Genomic DNA, 16,645 nt, shown 5'->3' with positions numbered 1-16,645 from the left:
TTCCGGGACGTTGCACAAGGATGACGACCATGGTCAACTCGACACGACGGGAGAGCTATGGCCGACTTCTCGCCCCCCATCCATCGCGCATCGCATTTTTTTGCGAAGCGCATGCCGATCCCCGCTCACGCGGTCGCCTTGCTGAGGCCGCGGTGATCGATGGCCTTCGCCGCGAAGTCGTGACGGCACTTCATCGACATGCCATCCACCTTGAAGCTCATCTCCGACTCGATGACCGGGCCCTCGTTGCCGTCGAGGTAGCAGTACTCCACCGTATCCACCTGCGTGGAGCTGGCGGCGGCGTACCAGGTCGTCGCGCTGTTCGCGTCGAGGATCGGCTCGACAACCGGTTCGACCGCGGTGCGGCCACCGGTACGGAACTCGTTGACTTCCGCCTTCGTGGCCGGCACGTAGTTGGAGCTGGTGAGCTGGTAGGCGGTCTGCTCCAGCGCCGCCGGCACGATCAGGTAAGCCGGCGCGAGGTTGAGCTCCTCGTTTTGCAGGCCCTTTTGCTTGCGCATCGCCGCGCGCATGGCGCTCAGGGCGCCGACGGCCAGGGCCGAGCCAGTCAGCAGGTTTGCGTGGTCAGCGTGAAACAGCGCGGTGCCGTCGCCCATCGCGGCGTTGGCCGTGAGCTGGCTGTACACCGTGCGGTTTTCGAGCCGCGCGGCTGAGAAGCCGAAGGCGGTGACCATGCGGTCGAAGCCGCGCAGGTCGTCGTTCACCATGGCCTGGCGGCTCAGCGAGACGATGCGCCCGTAGGTGAGCAGGCTGTAGACCTCTTTGCCGTCCTGCATCTGGCCGTAGGTGAACTCGCCGTGCTCGTTGACCTGCAGCAGGTCCGGTGCGCCGGAAATCTGCACCACAGTCATGCTCTTGAAGTCGGGCGCGTTGGGGGCCTTGCGGGCCCATTGGCGGTAGCTGCCCGGGTTCTCACCGTAGGCACCGCGCATGCGCTTGTTGGCGACGTTCGCCAGCAGAGAGGCGAAGTCGCTCACGGTCTGCATGCCCCCAGCGCCGGAGCGAAACTGCATCACGCTGGCAGCCAGCGACATGCGATCGAGGCCACGCGTGTTGACGCCGTGCATGTCGAGGAACTCGCGTCCGAGCTCCAGCAGCGTGAAGCCGCGATACTGCCGGCCGTTGTCGGTGAGCTCAGCTTCCGGGGCCATCCGATGCAGAATCGCTTCGGACATGCCAGCGAAGCGCGTCTGCTTCTCGTCGCGAACAGTGGAGAGTTTCGTCATAGGTCGAGTGGTTTTCAGGTTTGAGAGCGACGGCTTCTCAGACATCCAGCATCAAGCCAGCGTCCCGCGCACGCTCGATGAGGTCGTTTCGCTCCGCATCTAGGGCGGCAATCTTTTCGTCGACTTTGTCGACGGCTGCGCCGCGCTGCGCAAGAGGCAGTCCCGGCGGACCCACAGGCCATTCGACGATTTCGTCCACAGCCTTGGCAAGCGCAACTTTCAACTGGTCGCCGAGCGCGGCACAGAGTACGGTGTCGACATCCGGCAAGGCGATTTCCTGGCGGACCAGACGCTCATTCAGCAGGGTCGAGGGAGTCTGGATGAAGGACGCGAGTCGCCCGCGCAGGGCACCTGGGAACGCGGCGGCCTTGGCGTCGATCCATTTGCTCAGCATTGCCTTCACGTCCGCCCTGGCAGCGGGGCCTCCGAAAATCGCCTGACGCTCCGCGCGGCAGGCCTGAAGGTCCGTGGTAAGCGACACGATCTTCGCCTCGATGTCGATGCGCGTCTTCTTGGCCTGGTCGAAATTGAACATGCTCGCGGCTCCTTTGATGAGTTGCTTGAGTGACATGAGCCCAGGTTAGAAGCGAGCGCCGGAACAAAAAAGCACGGAATTTTTCTTCCAGATTTAATTCCGCAACGGCCACGGAAGCGGACCCGCCGGCCCGCTTGCCCCAGCCCAACTCGCGAGGGCGAGACCACCATGTGTGGAATCCAATGCCGCCCGCGCACCTTTGGCAATCTGCCTCTCCTGCAGCGCCTCACCCGCATTCAGCTCAGTTGCACGGTAAAGAGCTTCATCGAAGGCGCTTTTGATGTCGTGCAGCCCGGCCTCCCGCAGCCTCGCATAGCGACAGCGTTCGATGAACTCGCGCCAATCCTCTTCGAGGCCGCCGCAGTCCTTCAGGTAGGCCGCATCCCGGCCGGACTGCGCGAGCGCTCGAACGATCCAACAATCACGCTCGAAGCGCCGCCCGGCGCCGACAGCTCTGCAGAAAATTGCCGAGGCATCCAGTGAGGGCACAGCGCGCGCCCGACCCGCTGCCGACCAGCGACCAATCTCAGCAATGTCCCTTGCAGTGGCCCTGCCGGCTTCCAGCCGGCGCAGGACGCCATCGCGCGCGATCAGTGCATCGTCGGCTCGCGCGCTCAATCCGCATCCTCCTCAGAATCGTCCTCTAAGGGATCGTCCCCGGCATCTGCGAGCAGCGCATCGAGCCGAGTGGTCACCAGCTTTGCGGTTGTTCGAATCCACTCGTTGCGCGCCGCGGCGATCACAGTCGCAATGGTGATCTTCGCCTCGTCAGGCAAGTCCGGGCAGGCCTTTCGCAGCGCCGCTTCGAGTTGCTCGAAGCGCTCAACCACAGAGCCCCCAGCCATCCCGAGCACGTCGGCCAGCAGGCCGACCGGCGCGAACTCGCCAGACGCCACCGCGTTCTTCTGGTCCTGGCCGATGCGCTGGCTGCGCGCGAGCGCGGCGCGCTCTTGCACCAGGTCAAGGCCGCCGGACTCACCCAACCGACCGGCGGCCATCTCACGCAGGCGCTCGCAGTAGGCGACAAGCATGTCGCCGGCCGCCGCGCTGGGACCAAGCGCAGCGGCCTTGACGAACTCAGACACCGCCTGCTGAGAAACACCCACGAGCACGCCGAACTCCGCCTGCGTCATGCCCCTGGATAGGTCCACTATGCCTACCACACAACCCCCTTAGGGAGCCCACGCAACAGCGCCAGAGGGCGGTTCGAATTACCCGCATCGGGGGCCGCTGGGAAGGACCCAGGCTGCTCGTACGTGACGACGTGGTGAGCTCTCATTGAGCTTCAACGAAGCGGCCAACGGACCATCGCCGCACCTTGCCAGCTTGACCGTGAGACTGCAGGAGGTGACCAGAAGCCGGCACACCGGCCCACCGCCGCAAGTACCGGCCCACGCCGCCTGCGCCGTCAGGTCCACCTAGTTCGCCTAGTACGAGTCGTAACCGCTGGCCTTGTACCGTTTGGTCATCGTTGGCCAGGAGCTCCGCGCATGTCCACCTCTTGCAGCCTCTCGCGTCGTGGATGGCTTCCAGGACGCCAGCCAGCCTTGAGAGTTCGCTCGCAGCCGTGCTGCGCTTCTCCAATGAAGCCTTCGCTAGCTCCGGCACTAGTGCGCGGAGCAAGCGGTCATGCAACTCCACAGCTGCGACAAGTCGATTGATCGCGGACAGCAGGTCAGGATCAGTGTTCATGCTGCTGCTCTTGCCACAGGTTCGCGTGCAACCCTCACCCGCCCGGTGTATGTCAAGAAGCTCTCGCCTTTCCCACTGTGGAAGGCTTTCTCGTCCCATGTCCCCAGGCCCCGGCGAACACCCTCTGCCTCGATGCTGCTGCGGCTGCAGTCCCATTCGGCTACCACGGTCACGGAAGAAGTGTGGGCAGCCGTTTGCCGGAGCCGATTCACCAGGCTCGCCAGGCCGTAGGCCAGTGGGTCGCCTGCGCCCGACGCTTCAGCATCCGACCTGGCGGCCACGATGTCACTCAATTCGGCGCCGAGTCGCAGTGCCTCGCGCAAGCTGGCATTGGCTTTGGACCCCAACGCGCTACCGGACTTGCGCAATGCTGCGGCGATGTCCCTGAATTTGTTGTTCCTCATGACCTCCACCTCCCCTTCGAGACTGATGAGTTTTTGAGATAGACCGAGTACGGGTGTCGCCGATGTCATGTTGGAACCGACATCCGCGACAGGTAGTACTGCCACTGATGTCAGGTAGCCCCTGCCATCGATGGCAGTAGGCGGGCACCTGTCATTGGTGACAGGTGCCCCTGCCATGGATGGCAGTTGGCCGGCTCGTCCAGCTTGCGCAGCCATCTGTTCCCCGGCACTCCCGCCGCTACTCAGCCCGAGCCAGAATCGGTTGTAGCCACGTATTCCGCCGTGCCGCTTGGAAACCAGCTCCCCGCTCACTTTCAGCGCGGCGAGCGATCGAGCCGCCTGCCGCTCGCTGAGGCGGCACGCTCGCGCGATCTCGGCAACGGAAATGTCCCAGCTCCCGGTCTGCATGTTTAGCCTCTGGGCGACATAAAGCAGCACCAGCAGGACGGTCCCCGACTGCTTGGATTCCGACCAGACCAATTCACAGTGCTGCCACGCCATTGCGACTCAAAGCGCCGCCGCGATCCACCGCAGGACATCCGGCCCGGCCCACCGTCGCACCTCGACTCCCGAAGCGATACGCAAGTAGTGCGGCACAGCTCTTTGGACAAGAGCTGGGTCCACTCCCGTCAGGCGACAGAGCTCGACCACTTCCGCTTGGCTCAGCCCCTCCCATCTGCGTATTGCACGCGCCTCCCAATAGCGTTCACCACCTCGGAAAATGGGCCGAGCAAATGCCCCTGCCATGGTCGCGTCCATCAGGCGATTGGCGCTCCAGCCGATGCGGCGTAACACCTCAGCTTCGCTGAGCAGCTCGGGCTTCGGCAGTTCGTCAGCTCTCGGCATAGCGCTTCCTGGCCTTCTCGACCGCGAGGCGTACGGTGACCTCAGCGACCTTGGGAACATCAACGAACGTGCGGCCACGATGCACCGCAATGGCCCCTGCGACGACGAGAGGCTCACGTAGTTGGCGAAGCGCCCACCTTGCCGATTGCTCGGAAGGGAAGGGTGGATCGCGCCCCTCCCAAAGGACGCGCAGCGGCTGGAAGGCACCCAAGAAGGCGGGCGCGCCATTGGATTTTGTTGGCACTCGACAAGCTCCTGACCCGCCAGCGCCGAGGCCGGGAGGCCTCGCCCCCGGCGCATTGGCGCCCGGGGTTTCCCAAACACTGCTAGGTGAGGTTTGGAGTGTTGTCTTGTGCTTGCGTGTCGAAAAGGGTCCGAGCTTCAGGTAGCTCGGACCCTTGACAAGAGCTTTTCTCTCATATACGTCCGATTGAACCGCGAGAGAAACTCCCTGCATTCAGATGCAGATTCGGAGATGGCTTCGAGCGCCTCTTTTCGCTGGCTCCGATGCTTGTCCGCGTACTTTGCAATGAGCGTTTCAGGAGAAATCTTGTGCGCCCACTCTCCGGCCTCATTGGCCTTCCGATCAAGTGCAACTTCAGCCGCCTCATCTCGACTCGCCCCGAGGTGTATCAGGACCTCCATGTCATCGCACAGCATGTTGTCTGCCACATCACGCATCCACTCTTCCAGCGGTGCGCGCTTGCCCGGCGCATTCTTCAGTCCCAGCGCGCGCGCAAGGTCGGACTCGCCCTCTGTCTCAAACCACTTATTCAATCCACCGGCCAGCCACTCCAGGATGGCCGACGGAACCTCCCGCCGCCCCTCCTCGACGCAATGGAGAAAGGCCTCCATCAGATACACGGCGTTCCCGGTCGCGAGATGGTCCACCAGCAAGGCCCCCACTCGATCCAAATCTGCGGCCGCCAACGAACTGGAGACCGCCTCCTGCGTCACGCCTTGGTGGCGCGCCGTGAATGCAGCGAGCAGATGCTCCAAGTTTTTTCGACGACGCGGCTTAGCCATGGAGGTCTATTGTCTTTTGGTGTGGCGCCCATGTCCAACATGGCGCCGGCAAGCGGGCGACACAGGAGCACAGTACGTTGCATGGAACGGCTCGCAAGTCGATTTCGTTTCCGGTAACGCGTTACCGGAAACGTTATGCTGCGCGTGCTGTGCCACAGTCTGTCACGGCGACCCTTCCGCGCGCGGCTCAATCTCCCCGATTGCCGCATTGGGCGAGATGTAGACGCACCAGTAGAGCCACGACTGGAACCCCTCGTCCAGCGCCGCCGCGGCCCATCGTTTCAGTTCGCGCGCTGCCCCTGCATTGACGAACGCTTGCAGCTCGTTGGCGGGCGCCACTCGTTCGAGTCTGCTCGCGCCAGCTTGCCAGTCTTTCCCGCGCTTCATCGCCGCTCGAACATGGGAGCGCGCCGCTCCCATGGTTGTGATCGAGCGAGGACTACCATTCCCATTAGCCATGATGTGCACCTTTTCATCTGAATTGCACGTTGTGGTTAGGTCGGGCCTTGCGTTGGCGCGCTTGGCTCGGCCGACTTTGTCTACCCTGCTAGGGGTAGCGCATCTGGCTTGGGACCAGATGTTCCGATGGCCCCCAGCGCGCTGCGCATCGCGGTGGCCTTTGTCTGTGTGGTGAGGTGGGCGTAACGGCGGGCCATGTCGAGCTTGCGATGACCCAGCACCTCCGCAATCACATTAAGCGGCGTGCCGGCCTGCGCCAGGTAGGAGGCGCAGCAATGTCGAAGGTCGTGGAACTTGAAGTCCCGAATCTGCGCGCGCGCTACCGCATCGCGCCAGGCAGAGTCGACCGAGGCCGGCGCCTGATATCGCGAGTTGACGGACCCGAACACGAAGCGATCCCGGTCGCCCGCAAGAGGCTTCAGTTCATCCACAAGTTGCGGCAGCAACACCAGCGTGCGCCGGTCACCATTTTTGGTCCTGTTGAGGGTGGCCACGCCCGACTCTAGGTCCACCTGGCGCCAACGCAGTGACAGTAGCTCACCCTTGCGCGCACCAGTCAGCATCGCCATGAGGGCGAGCGCATAGAGCCTGGGGTACTTCGACGATTTGCAGGCAGCGAAGAGCCGCCCGCGCTCCGCTTCATCGAGAAACCGGACCCGGCCGTCCGGCTCGGCCAGGCGCTTGATGCCTCGGCACGGATGCACCCAGCCGCGCGGCGCGAGGCGCTGCTCGATCGCCCAGGTGAAAACCGCGGCCAGGGCGACCATGTACCGGTTCAACGTTGCGGGCGTCTTGGCCTTCGCGCGGCCCTTGGCGCGAAAAATCCGGCGCCCCTGGTGGTCCAGCCCCAGGAACACCAGCGGAGGTTGCCTAGCGAGCTCTGCACGGCCGGCGTGCATCAGGTCGCTGTCGACGTTTTCGAGGGTGAAGTCACCAGCGAGGGCGCACCAGGCAGCGAGCCTCTGGGCCCGTGTGGTGTCCGCACCAGCATAGACCGCCATGTAGCGGTCAATCAGATCGCGCACCGTCAGGGACTGAGGGCGCACCGCAAGCGCCCGAAGGCGCTCGCCCATTGCTGCAGAGTCAGCGTTGGGAATCGCCTCTTCTGCGTACTGCTGCTTCACGTTCATTCCGCTCTCCGTTTAGCGCCGAAAACCGGCGGACTAGTGGAGTCCAGAAAAAACGCTGGCAAATCAAGAACTTGGCTCCTCGACCTGGGCTCGAACCAGGGACCTACGGATTAACAGTCCGGCGCTCTACCGACTGAGCTATCGAGGAACAGCCTCAGATTATAGCCAATTTTTTCGGCGGTCCCTTCACAGTGCGGCCGTGAATGCGAGGCGCAGCGTCCGCGGCGCACCCTGGTAGAGGTAGACGTGGCCGAACTGGTACGGCGATTCGCGCCAGTGGCGGCGATCGAACACGTTGTCGATGCCGAGCGTCCAGCTCGCGCGTGTCGCGCCGATCTGGTGGTCGTAGCGCAACGCCGCATCCACGCGGGTCCAGGAGGGCAGCGTGATGGAGCCGTCGGGCACCACGTTGCGCCGGCTCTCGTGCGACACATGGCCCTGCAGTTCCAGCCCGGTGACGGAGGGGACCTTCCAGGACGCATGCGCCCGCAGCACCAGGTCCGGCACGTTGGTGGGCTTCTGGCCGTTGACGGCGGGCTCGGCGGTGCTGCCGCGCCGTTCGGCATCGAGCCACGTTGCGCTGCCGGCCAGGCGCACAGGTCCGCTCAGCCACTGGGCCGACGCTTCCAGGCCGCGGTGCACCGCGTTGCCGTCATTGCGCCCCTCGCAGGGCGTGATGCCGAGGCGGCTGCATGCATCCAGGTTGCTGACCGGCCGTTCGATCTGGAACCAGGCGAGCTGCCAGGCCCACGGGTCCGTGCCGCCCTTGACGCCCAACTCCCACTGTTTCGACTTGAGCGCCGGCAGCGCGATGCCGGCGTTGCTGTACTGCGAAGTGCGGTTCGGCACCACCTGGGATTCCACACCCTGGCCCCAGCTCGCGTAGGCCATCGTCGCCGGGGCAAGCTTGTAGCTGGCCGCGAGCCAGGGGGTCGTGACGCCCTGGTCGTATGCCGTGGGGCGCGAACCGTCTGTTCGCACGCTCTCGCGGTCCAGGCGCGTGTGGCGAACGCCGACCCAGGTGGAGAAGCGGTCGTTCCAGTGGATCGCGTCCTGCACCGAGAACTCCACCGAGCGCTCGTCGCGATTGGTGCTTTGGTCGGTGAGGCGAGGATCGGCCGGCAAGACCGCGGTGCCCTGCACGTTGCCGCTGCCCACGTAGTTGAAGGCCTGCATCTGGAAGCGGTTGCGCAGGCGGGTCGCCATGGCGCCGAACGAGAGGTCGTGCGAGACGCTGCCCGTCGTCACCTTGCCCTTGAGTTGCAGCGAGCCGGCATCCTGGCGGCGGCGCTCGCCTTCGCTGCGGAAGTCGTACAGATCGTAGGTGCCGTCGGAACAGAAGCGGTCGAAGTTGCCTTCCGCGCCGCAACCGAATGAGAAAGCCAGGCGGTCGTCGGTCTTCAGGTGCTGGCTGCCCAGTTGCGCCGTCCAGCGCCATTGCGCGTTCAGGGCTTGCTCGAAGCGCACGGTGCCGGTCAGCCCCTCCATGACGTTGGGTTGCGACCAGGGCTGGTTGTTCAGGTTCAGGCGTGGGTCCGGCACGGCCGGCAGGCTGGCGCCGAGCAAGCTGAAGCCGGCCTGGCTGGGTTGCGACTGGCGGCTCCATTCGAACTCCGTTTCCAGCACGCTGTCGCGCCCGATGCGCCAGTCGGTCGCCAGGGCCAGCAGGCTGCGTTCGCCGTCGAGGTTGCGCAGCTGCGGGCGCAAGCGTTCGTGCGCGGCATTCAGGCGGTAGCCGGCGGCGCCATCCGTGCCGAAGCGTCCGCCCAGGTCCACTGCGCCGAGCAAGCTGGCCTTCTGGGTCGCTTGCAGGCGGACCTCGCGCAGGTCCTGCCGGGTCGGGCGCTTGACGACATAGTTCACCAGGCCACCGGGCGCGCTGGTGCCGGCCTGGATGCCGCTGGTGCCTTTCAGCACCTCGATGCGCTCCTTGTTCTCCAGGCCGATCATCGTCTCGGCGCTGATCGGCAGGCCTTCGCGCCGGTAGTTGAAGCGGTTGTCCAGCGTGAAGCCGCGAATGGTGAGCTGGTCCCAGTAGCCAGGCGAGTTGTAGGCGTCGCTGATGGACGAGTCGAACTGGATCAGGTCCGCGAGCCGGCGCGCGCCGACGTCTTCGATCTGCCGGCGCGTGATGACGCTCGCGGATGCGGGCACCTCCTGCAGCGGCACGTCACCGAAGCCGATGACGTCCGCGGCCGGCGCCGAGTTGCCGCCGGTCACGGTGATGGGCCGCAAGGTGCCCGTCTGGGCGTGGGCGGTCGAGGCGGCCAGCGCCGCGAGCAGCAACGCGACGGCGCGGGGGATGGGTTGGTGGATTGCCACGACGTTCGTCCTTCAACGTTTGGTGGCAGGTCGGCTTGCTGCGGCGGGCGATGTGCCCCTTGGAGAACAAGGAGACCCGTCGGAAGCTTGCTTCCCTGCGCGAGGATTACCTCAATCAGGTTCAAAGGGACTTTCTCAGTCGCTGCCCGGGGAAGGCAGCAACACCCCTAGCGGTTGCACTCTTGCGAGCGCGGTGGGATTGTAGCGAAAGAAAAAAGCGGCCAATGGCCGCTTTCCCCTGGATCCCTGCCTTCGCAGGGATGACAACCGGGGTCAGTCGAAAACCGGCGTCTCCACACCCAGCACCTTGTGCAGCTTCGGACTGGTCGTCGTGTACTGCAGGTGGATCTTCTTGTCCGGGAAGATGAAGGGCGCGGCGCCGAAGGCCGCCAACGCGCATTCGTGGAAGCCGGAGAGGATCAGCTTCTTCTTGCCCGGGTAGGTGTTGATGTCGCCCACCGCGAAGATGCCGGGCACGTTGGTGGCGAACTTCTCGGTGTCCACCTTCAGCTGCTTGCGCTCGATGTCCAGGCCCCAGTCGGCGATGGGCCCGAGCTTGGGCGAGAGGCCGAAGAAGACCAGCAGCGCGTCCATGGGCACCACGCGTGTGACGCCATCGCCGCCGGTGACCTTGGCGCCCGCCAGCTTGCCGTCCTTTTCCTCGATGCCCGTGATCTGGCCGACGATGAACTGCATCTCCAGCGCATCGCACATCTCGCGCATCTTGGCCACCGAGGCCGGCGCGGCGCGGAAGCCGTCGCGGCGGTGAATGAGGATCACGCTCTCGGCCTTGTGCGGGTTGCCGTCGGCGTTGCCGGCGCAGAAGTTCAGCGCCCAGTCGAGGGCGGAATCGCCGCCGCCGACCACCACCAGGTTCTTGCCGGCGAAGTCGGCCGGGTTCTTGACGCGGTAGTGGAACTGCGTGCCTTCGTACTGGGCGAGGCCCTCCACCTTCAGCTGCTTCGGCTGGAAGGCGCCGACACCGGCGGCGATGAAGATGGTCTTGGTCAGGAAGCGGGTGCCCTTGGACGTTTCGACGTAAAAGCGGCCGTCTTCCTGGCGCTCGACCTTCGAGACTTCCTGGCCGAAGTGGAAAGTCGCACCGAACGGCTCGATCTGCTTCAGCAGGTTGTCCGTCAGTTCCTGGCCCGTGCACACGGGCACGGCGGGAATGTCATAGATCGGCTTGTCGGGATAGAGCTCCACGCACTGGCCGCCCGGATAGGCGAGCGAGTCGATCACGTGCGCCTTGATCTCCAGCAGCCCGAGTTCGAAGACCTGGAACAGGCCCACCGGCCCGGCGCCCACGATGACCGCGTCGGTCTCGATGGGGCCGTCATGCTCGGCTGCGGTCTTGATCACTTCTTGATTGAGTTGCGGTTCCATGATTCCTAGAGAGCCAGTTAGCGCACCAGCTCCGACAGCTTGTCGGGCTTGTCCTTCCATTCGTCGGCATCGGGCGGCGCGGCCTTGCGCTTGGTGATGCTCTTCCAGCCGGCGGCCTGCGACAGCTCCACATTGAGCTTGATGAAGTGCACCTGGTCCGGCGGCAGGTCTTCCTCGGCGTAGATGGCGTTGACCGGGCATTCGGGGATGCACACCGCGCAGTCGATGCATTCGTCCGGGTCGATCACCAGCATGTTCGGCCCTTCGCGGAAGCAGTCCACGGGGCAGACGTCCACGCAGTCGGTGTACTTGCAGCGGATACAGGATTCGGTGACGACGTGGGTCATTGTTGTTGGGACGTGATCGGGGAAACCCTTGATTTTAGGGTGTTCGCAGGCCGGGATCTTGCGCTTTGTCAGCGAACCAGCACAGCCCCCGAGGTCTTGTGGCTCGCGGTGTCCACCAGCACGAGTGCGCCGAGCGCGCGCGAGCGGGCGAAAGGCAAGGTGGCCAGCGGCTCCTGCAAGGCGAGTTCGACATGGCCGATCCCATTGGGCTCCAGGCGGTCCGCGTCTTCCTCCGCCAGCGTGTTCACGTCCAGTTTGTGGACGATGCGCTTGACCTTGACCTTGACCCAGCGGTGGCCGTGCAGCGCCCAGTAGGCGCGGCCAGCCACCAGCGGCTCGTCGTCCATCCAGGCGACGGTGGCGGAGAGTTCGCGGCTCGGTTCGAAGGCGCCAGGCGCCAGCAGCCAGTCGCCGCGCGAGACGTCGACTTCGCGATCGAGCACGATGCCGGCGCTGTGCCGGGCCGCCACCTCACCGGGCTTGCGGGCGTGGTCCAGCACCTGTGCCACGGTGGCCGATTGGCCGCTGGGGAGCACCGTCACCTGCTGGCCGGGCCGCACTTCGCCGGTGGCCACGCGGCCCCAGAACACGCGGCGGCCCTGCGAGGTGTCCGCCGAGGCCGAAAACTTCTCGACCCACTGGACCGGGAAGGCAAAGGCTTCCGCGTTCTCGGCCGGCGTCACGTCCAGTTGCTCCAGCAGCGGCAGCAGCGCCAGGCCTTCGTAGCCGCACCAGCCCGGCTGGGCTTCGACCACGTTGTGGCCTTGCAAAGCAGAGATCGGAACGACGGCGCGCGCCTGCACGCCCGCGGCCGCAGTGAACTTCTCGAGCGCACCGCGGATGTTGTTGAAGGCGACCGTCGGGTCATCCACCGCATCCAGCTTGTTCACCGCGAACACGATGGAGGGCACGCGCAGCAGGTTCACCAGCAGCGTATGGCGGCGGGTCTGGGGCAGCAATTCCAGGCCCGGGTTCTGCCACTTCAGTTTGGTCGCGTCCACCAGCACCACGGCGGCGTCGGCGCTCGAAGCGGCCGTGACCATGTTGCGGGTGTACTGCTCGTGACCGGGCGTGTCGCCGATGATGAACTTGCGTGTCGGCGTGGCGAAGTAGCGGTAGGCCACGTCGATCGTGATGCCTTGTTCGCGCTCGGCCGAGAGGCCGTCGGTGAAGAGGGCCAGATCAGCCGCGCCGGACTTCGAGACGCTCGCCAGCTGGTCCTGCAGCACGGCGCGGCTGTCCACCAGCAGGCGGCCGATCAGCGTGCTCTTGCCGTCGTCGACGGAGCCGCACGTGATGAACCGCAGCGCGGCGTCGTGATCGTATTCCACGGTGCCCATCAGAAATACCCGTCTTTCTTGCGCTTTTCCATCGATGCTTCAGACGTCTTGTCGTCCATGCGTGTTGCGCCGCGTTCGCTGACATCGGCGATCAGTGTTTCGGCGACGACTTCGGCCGGTGTCGCCGCCGGGGACTCCACCGGGCACGTGCAGGTGATGTCGCCGACCGTGCGGAAGCGCACCGTGCGCGTCACGACTTCTTCGCCAGCCTTCGGCGGAGTCAGCTCGGTCACCGGCACCAGCAGGCCCCGGCGCTCGATCACCTGGCGTTGGTGCGCGTAGTAGATGGAGGGCAGGGCGATCTGCTCGCGCTCGATGTATTGCCAAACGTCCAGCTCGGTCCAGTTCGAGATGGGGAACACACGGAAATGCTCGCCCGGCTGGATGCGCGTATTGAACAGCGTCCACAACTCGGGCCGCTGCGCCTTGGGCTGCCACTGGCCGAAGCTGTCGCGGTGGGAGAAGATGCGCTCCTTGGCACGCGCCTTTTCCTCGTCGCGGCGGGCGCCGCCGATCAGCGCGTCGAAGCGGAATTCCTCGATGGCTTCGAGCAGCGTGACCGACTGGTGCGCGTTGCGCGACTCGCCTTCGTGCGCCAGACGCACGGTGCCGCGCTTCATGGAATCTTCCACGCTGCGCACGATCAGTTCGGCGCCGAGTTCCTTGGCACGGAAATCGCGGAAGTCGGTGACCTCCTGGAAGTTGTGCCCGGTGTCGATCATCAGCAGCGGATACGGGATGCGTCCGCTGCCGAATGCCTTCTCGGCGCACTTGAGCAGCACCAGCGAATCCTTGCCGCCGGAGAACAACAGCGTCGGGCGCTCGAAGGCGCCGGCGACTTCGCGCAGCACGAAGATCGCTTCTTCCTCGAGCTGGTCGAGGTGGCGATTGCTGATCGGGGCCAGCAACTGGGGTTCGGCTCTGGCGTTCATGCGGCCACTTTCTCGTTGTCTTGCTTCACGTGCAGGCCGCATTCCTTGGCGGCCTCGTCCTCCCACCACCAGCGGCCGGCGCGGAAGTCCTCGCCCAGGCTGATGGCGCGCGTGCAGGGCGCGCAGCCGATGCTGGGATAGAACTGGTCGTGCAGCGGGTGGTAGTCGACCTGGTTCGTGCCGATGTAGTGCCAGACGTCGCCCCAGGTCCAGTTGGCCAGGGGATTGAACTTGGTGCGCGCCTCCGTGGTGTCGATGAGAGGCACTTCGGCGCGCGCGGCCGACTGCTCGCGGCGCAGGCCGGTGATCCAGGCGCGCTGCCCGGTGAGGGCGCGTTCCAGCGGCTCGACCTTGCGGATGTGGCAGCAGGCCTTGCGCAGCTCGATGCTGCGGTACATCGGCTCGGCGCCTTCGCGGGTGACGAAGTGCACCACCGATTCCTGGACCGGACGGAACACGTTGACGGCCGCGCGGGAACTGGCCTTCGTGCGTTCGAGGAGGTCCAGCGTCTCCTGGTGCAGCATGCCGGTATCGAGCACGAAGACGGGGATGTCCAGCTCCAGCCGGTTGATCAGGTGCGTGATCACCACGTCCTCGGCGCCCAGGCTGGAGGCCTGCGTCAGCGGGGAGAACTCCGACGCCGCGCGGATCAGCAGCGCCTGGGTTTCGGCCAGTTTGGCTTCGAAGTCCTTCGAAGGCCGTGCATGCAGGTCGATCGCGCTCATACGGCCGCCGCATCCTTGAAACGAGGGGCCGTGGTGACGGCATCGCCCTGGTAGAAGCGCGCGAAGCGCTGGTACTGGCGCTCGGCGTCGGCGACGTCCTTGCCGTCTTTCAGCACCGCGCTCGAGAAGCCGGTGCGTTCCATCTGCACCAGCTGGTCGATCAGCACGTCGCCGGTCGCGCGGATGTCGCCGGTAAAGCCCAGCCTGCGGCGCAGCGCGAAGGCCTGGCTGTAGGCGCGGCCGTCGGTGAACTTGGGGAAATCGAGTTCGATTCGAGCGACGCCGCCCAGGTCGACGGTCCGGGCGTCGATGTCATTCGCAAGACGCAGCACCTTCGCCCCATCGTCGAGCGCGGCCGTGGCTGCCGAAAGGATGTTCAATTTGCTCATGCGGCCTCCCGCTCGGTGAAGCGCGCGCCGTTGGCGGCAGCCTTGAAGGGCTCGATGCCGACGCGGCGCAGGGTGGAGATGAAGGTCTCGGAGCGGCCATCGGCCAGGCCCCGGCGCTCGCGCCGATAGGTGTCCAGCACGGCTTCGATCACCTCGGGCACTTCGGCCGCGGAGAACGACGGGCCGACGACCTTGCCGGCAGCGGCCGCCCCGGACAACGCGGAGCCATCGGAGCCGCCCAGCGTCACCTGGTACCACTCCTTGCCGTCCTTGTCGACGCCGAGGATGCCGATGTGGCCGCTGTGGTGGTGGCCGCAGGAATTGATGCAGCCGGAGATGTGCAGGTCGATCTCGCCCAGGTCGTGCAGTTCGTCCAGGTCCTGGTAGCGCTGCGTGATGGCCTCGGCGATCGGGATCGAACGCGCATTGGCCAGCGCGCAGAAGTCGCCGCCGGGGCAGGAGATCATGTCGGTCAGGAGCCGGATGTTCGCCTTGGCGAAACCGGCCTGGCGTGCGGCAGCCCACAGTTCGGGCAGGTCGTCGCGGTGCACCCAAGGGAGCACCAGGTTCTGGTCGTGCGTGACGCGGGCCTCGCCGGCGGAGAAGCGGTCGGCCAGTTCCGCGGCCGTGTCCAGCTGGTCACCGGTGGCATCGCCGGGCGCCTGGCCCAGGCGCTTGAACGACAGGGTCACGGCACGCAGCTCCGGGTTGCGGTGCGCGGCCACGTTCTGCTGCAGCCAGCGGTCGTAGTCCGGGTCGGCTTCGGCGTCGGCGCGCACGATGGCGTGCACCTGGGCGTCGGCACCGCGCCGCTCGCGCTTCAGGACCGGGGGCGTGAAGGAAGCGGACACCCGGTCCAGTTCGGCCTGGGTGATCGTGTGTGCGGCGCCGTCCTGCTCGACGATCTGGCGGTACTCGGTTTCCACCTCGTCGATGTAGCGCTGGCCTTCGGCCTTCACCAGGATCTTGATGCGGGCCTTGTACATGTTGTCGCGGCGGCCCCAGCGGTTGTAGACGCGGACCACCGCTTCGAGGTAGTTCAGGATCTCCTGCCAGGGCAGGAACTCGCGGATGCAGGTGGCGATGACCGGGGTGCGGCCCATGCCGCCGCCCACCAGCACCTGGAAGCCCACTTCGCCCGCGGCGTTCTTGCGCAATTGCAGGCCGACGTCGTGCCAGTAGATCGCCGCGCGGTCCTCTTCGGCGCCGGAGACGGCGATCTTGAACTTGCGCGGCAGGAAGGCGAACTCGGGGTGCAGCGTGCTCCACTGGCGCAGGATTTCGCAGTAGGGCCGTGGGTCGACGATCTCGTCCACCGCGATGCCGGCGCGTTCGTCGCTGGTGATGTTGCGGATGCAGTTGCCGCTGGTCTGGATGCCATGCATGTCCACGCTGGCGAGCAGTTCCATCACGTCCGCGCTCTTGTCCAGGGGGATCCAGTTGAATTGCACGTTCTGGCGCGTGGTGAAGTGGCCGTAGCCGGTCTTCAGGCGCGTGCGCACCGGTGTGCCGCCGCGCACGGGGACATCCGCCAACGCATCCTGCTTGGCCTGCGCGTCGGCCAGCAGCGCCGCTTCGGGGGTGTCGTAGTCGCGGGCGATCTTCGCCAGCACGCGCAGCTGGGCGCTCGAGATTTCGCCGTAGGGCACCGCGATGCGCAGCATCGGGGCATAGCGCTGGACATACCAGCCGTTCTGCAGGCGCAGGGGGCGGAATTCATCGTCGCTCAGGCGCCCGGCCTGCCAGCGCTCGAGCTGGTCTCGGTACTGGGCGGCGCGGGCCTGGACGAACTGGCGGTCGAAGTCGTTGTACTTGTACATAGGTGTCAGGGGCAAGAGGCTGGACCTCGTGTCCCGTGACTTTAG

The 16,645-nt window shown here is 65.5% G+C and carries 17 protein-coding genes, 1 tRNA gene and 1 riboswitch; all 18 genes read right to left on the bottom strand.

Translation table 11 applies throughout. From position 1 onward, the window contains the following. Nucleotides 1-125 precede the first annotated feature (125 nt). Entirely contained in the window at nt 126-1,247 is a 1,122-nt protein-coding gene (locus FN976_RS07925; protein WP_145892468.1) for a phage major capsid protein, read from the bottom strand. A 37-nt stretch (nt 1,248-1,284) separates the two neighbouring features. Further along, nucleotides 1,285-1,782 (bottom strand): hypothetical protein, encoded by a 498-nt coding sequence (locus FN976_RS07920; RefSeq protein WP_145892467.1) that lies wholly within the window; start codon nt 1,780-1,782, stop codon nt 1,285-1,287. A 93-nt stretch (nt 1,783-1,875) separates the two neighbouring features. Continuing rightward, a complete protein-coding gene (locus FN976_RS07915; protein WP_145892466.1) occupies nt 1,876-2,400 on the bottom strand; it encodes a hypothetical protein in 525 nt (174 codons plus the stop codon). Then, complete coding sequence (locus FN976_RS07910) at nt 2,397-2,915, bottom strand: hypothetical protein (protein ID WP_145892465.1); 519 nt, start codon at nt 2,913-2,915, stop codon at nt 2,397-2,399. Before FN976_RS07910 ends, FN976_RS07915 begins: the two co-directional genes overlap by 4 nt. A gap of 555 nt (nt 2,916-3,470) precedes the next feature. Beyond that, a complete protein-coding gene (locus FN976_RS07905) occupies nt 3,471-4,379 on the bottom strand; it encodes a hypothetical protein (RefSeq protein ID WP_145892464.1) in 909 nt (302 codons plus the stop codon). Nucleotides 4,380-4,710: 331 nt separating this feature from the next. Continuing rightward, complete coding sequence (locus FN976_RS07900; protein ID WP_145892463.1) at nt 4,711-4,968, bottom strand: hypothetical protein; 258 nt, start codon at nt 4,966-4,968, stop codon at nt 4,711-4,713. Nucleotides 4,969-5,105: 137 nt separating this feature from the next. Then, nucleotides 5,106-5,750, bottom strand: coding sequence for a hypothetical protein (locus FN976_RS07895; protein ID WP_145892462.1), 645 nt, complete (start codon nt 5,748-5,750; stop codon nt 5,106-5,108). A 162-nt stretch (nt 5,751-5,912) separates the two neighbouring features. Then, nucleotides 5,913-6,137 carry a hypothetical protein gene (locus FN976_RS28810; RefSeq protein WP_186510789.1) on the bottom strand — a complete coding sequence of 75 codons (225 nt, stop codon included), beginning with the start codon at nt 6,135-6,137 and terminating at the stop codon, nt 5,913-5,915. A gap of 152 nt (nt 6,138-6,289) precedes the next feature. Further along, nucleotides 6,290-7,339 carry a tyrosine-type recombinase/integrase gene (locus FN976_RS07890; RefSeq protein WP_145892461.1) on the bottom strand — a complete coding sequence of 350 codons (1,050 nt, stop codon included), beginning with the start codon at nt 7,337-7,339 and terminating at the stop codon, nt 6,290-6,292. A 72-nt stretch (nt 7,340-7,411) separates the two neighbouring features. Beyond that, a tRNA-Asn gene (locus FN976_RS07885) sits at nt 7,412-7,487 on the bottom strand. A gap of 38 nt (nt 7,488-7,525) precedes the next feature. Further along, nucleotides 7,526-9,661, bottom strand: a complete 2,136-nt coding sequence (locus tag FN976_RS07880; protein WP_145892460.1) for a TonB-dependent siderophore receptor — start codon at nt 9,659-9,661, stop codon at nt 7,526-7,528. Nucleotides 9,662-9,736: 75 nt separating this feature from the next. Further along, nucleotides 9,737-9,840, bottom strand: a riboswitch (TPP riboswitch). Between the two features lie 94 nt (nt 9,841-9,934). After that, entirely contained in the window at nt 9,935-11,047 is a 1,113-nt protein-coding gene (locus tag FN976_RS07875; RefSeq protein ID WP_145892459.1) for an NAD(P)/FAD-dependent oxidoreductase, read from the bottom strand. A 17-nt stretch (nt 11,048-11,064) separates the two neighbouring features. Further along, nucleotides 11,065-11,394: a ferredoxin FdxA gene (gene fdxA / locus FN976_RS07870; RefSeq protein WP_145892458.1), complete on the bottom strand. Its 330-nt coding sequence runs from the start codon at nt 11,392-11,394 to the stop codon at nt 11,065-11,067. A 68-nt stretch (nt 11,395-11,462) separates the two neighbouring features. After that, nucleotides 11,463-12,734 carry a sulfate adenylyltransferase subunit 1 gene (locus FN976_RS07865; RefSeq protein WP_145892457.1) on the bottom strand — a complete coding sequence of 424 codons (1,272 nt, stop codon included), beginning with the start codon at nt 12,732-12,734 and terminating at the stop codon, nt 11,463-11,465. Continuing rightward, complete coding sequence (gene cysD / locus FN976_RS07860; RefSeq protein WP_145892456.1) at nt 12,734-13,666, bottom strand: sulfate adenylyltransferase subunit CysD; 933 nt, start codon at nt 13,664-13,666, stop codon at nt 12,734-12,736. Before cysD ends, FN976_RS07865 begins: the two co-directional genes overlap by 1 nt. Further along, entirely contained in the window at nt 13,663-14,391 is a 729-nt protein-coding gene (locus tag FN976_RS07855; RefSeq protein WP_145892455.1) for a phosphoadenylyl-sulfate reductase, read from the bottom strand. Before FN976_RS07855 ends, cysD begins: the two co-directional genes overlap by 4 nt. Next, nucleotides 14,388-14,780: a DUF934 domain-containing protein gene (locus tag FN976_RS07850; RefSeq protein ID WP_145892454.1), complete on the bottom strand. Its 393-nt coding sequence runs from the start codon at nt 14,778-14,780 to the stop codon at nt 14,388-14,390. The genes FN976_RS07855 and FN976_RS07850 overlap by 4 nt, the downstream gene beginning before the upstream one ends. Next, complete coding sequence (locus FN976_RS07845) at nt 14,777-16,600, bottom strand: nitrite/sulfite reductase (protein ID WP_145892559.1); 1,824 nt, start codon at nt 16,598-16,600, stop codon at nt 14,777-14,779. Before FN976_RS07845 ends, FN976_RS07850 begins: the two co-directional genes overlap by 4 nt. Between the last annotated feature and the right edge of the window lie 45 nt (nt 16,601-16,645).

The organism is Caenimonas sedimenti, from assembly GCF_007833165.1.
GTDB lineage: Bacteria > Pseudomonadota > Gammaproteobacteria > Burkholderiales > Burkholderiaceae_C > Ramlibacter > Ramlibacter sedimenti.
This window is presented reverse-complemented; position numbering and strand designations above follow the sequence as displayed.

Coding starts and splice junctions, on each gene's coding strand:
- FN976_RS07925 (WP_145892468.1), bottom strand. CDS start 1,247: ATGACGAAACTCTCCACTGTTCGCGACGAGAAGCAGACGCGCTTCGCT.
- FN976_RS07920 (WP_145892467.1), bottom strand. CDS start 1,782: ATGTTCAATTTCGACCAGGCCAAGAAGACGCGCATCGACATCGAGGCG.
- FN976_RS07910 (WP_145892465.1), bottom strand. CDS start 2,915: ATGACGCAGGCGGAGTTCGGCGTGCTCGTGGGTGTTTCTCAGCAGGCG.
- FN976_RS07905 (WP_145892464.1), bottom strand. CDS start 4,379: ATGGCGTGGCAGCACTGTGAATTGGTCTGGTCGGAATCCAAGCAGTCG.
- FN976_RS07895 (WP_145892462.1), bottom strand. CDS start 5,750: ATGGCTAAGCCGCGTCGTCGAAAAAACTTGGAGCATCTGCTCGCTGCA.
- FN976_RS28810 (WP_186510789.1), bottom strand. CDS start 6,137: ATGAAGCGCGGGAAAGACTGGCAAGCTGGCGCGAGCAGACTCGAACGA.
- FN976_RS07890 (WP_145892461.1), bottom strand. CDS start 7,339: ATGAACGTGAAGCAGCAGTACGCAGAAGAGGCGATTCCCAACGCTGAC.
- FN976_RS07875 (WP_145892459.1), bottom strand. CDS start 11,047: ATGGAACCGCAACTCAATCAAGAAGTGATCAAGACCGCAGCCGAGCAT.
- fdxA (WP_145892458.1), bottom strand. CDS start 11,394: ATGACCCACGTCGTCACCGAATCCTGTATCCGCTGCAAGTACACCGAC.
- FN976_RS07865 (WP_145892457.1), bottom strand. CDS start 12,734: ATGGGCACCGTGGAATACGATCACGACGCCGCGCTGCGGTTCATCACG.
- cysD (WP_145892456.1), bottom strand. CDS start 13,666: ATGAACGCCAGAGCCGAACCCCAGTTGCTGGCCCCGATCAGCAATCGC.
- FN976_RS07855 (WP_145892455.1), bottom strand. CDS start 14,391: ATGAGCGCGATCGACCTGCATGCACGGCCTTCGAAGGACTTCGAAGCC.
- FN976_RS07850 (WP_145892454.1), bottom strand. CDS start 14,780: ATGAGCAAATTGAACATCCTTTCGGCAGCCACGGCCGCGCTCGACGAT.
- FN976_RS07845 (WP_145892559.1), bottom strand. CDS start 16,600: ATGTACAAGTACAACGACTTCGACCGCCAGTTCGTCCAGGCCCGCGCC.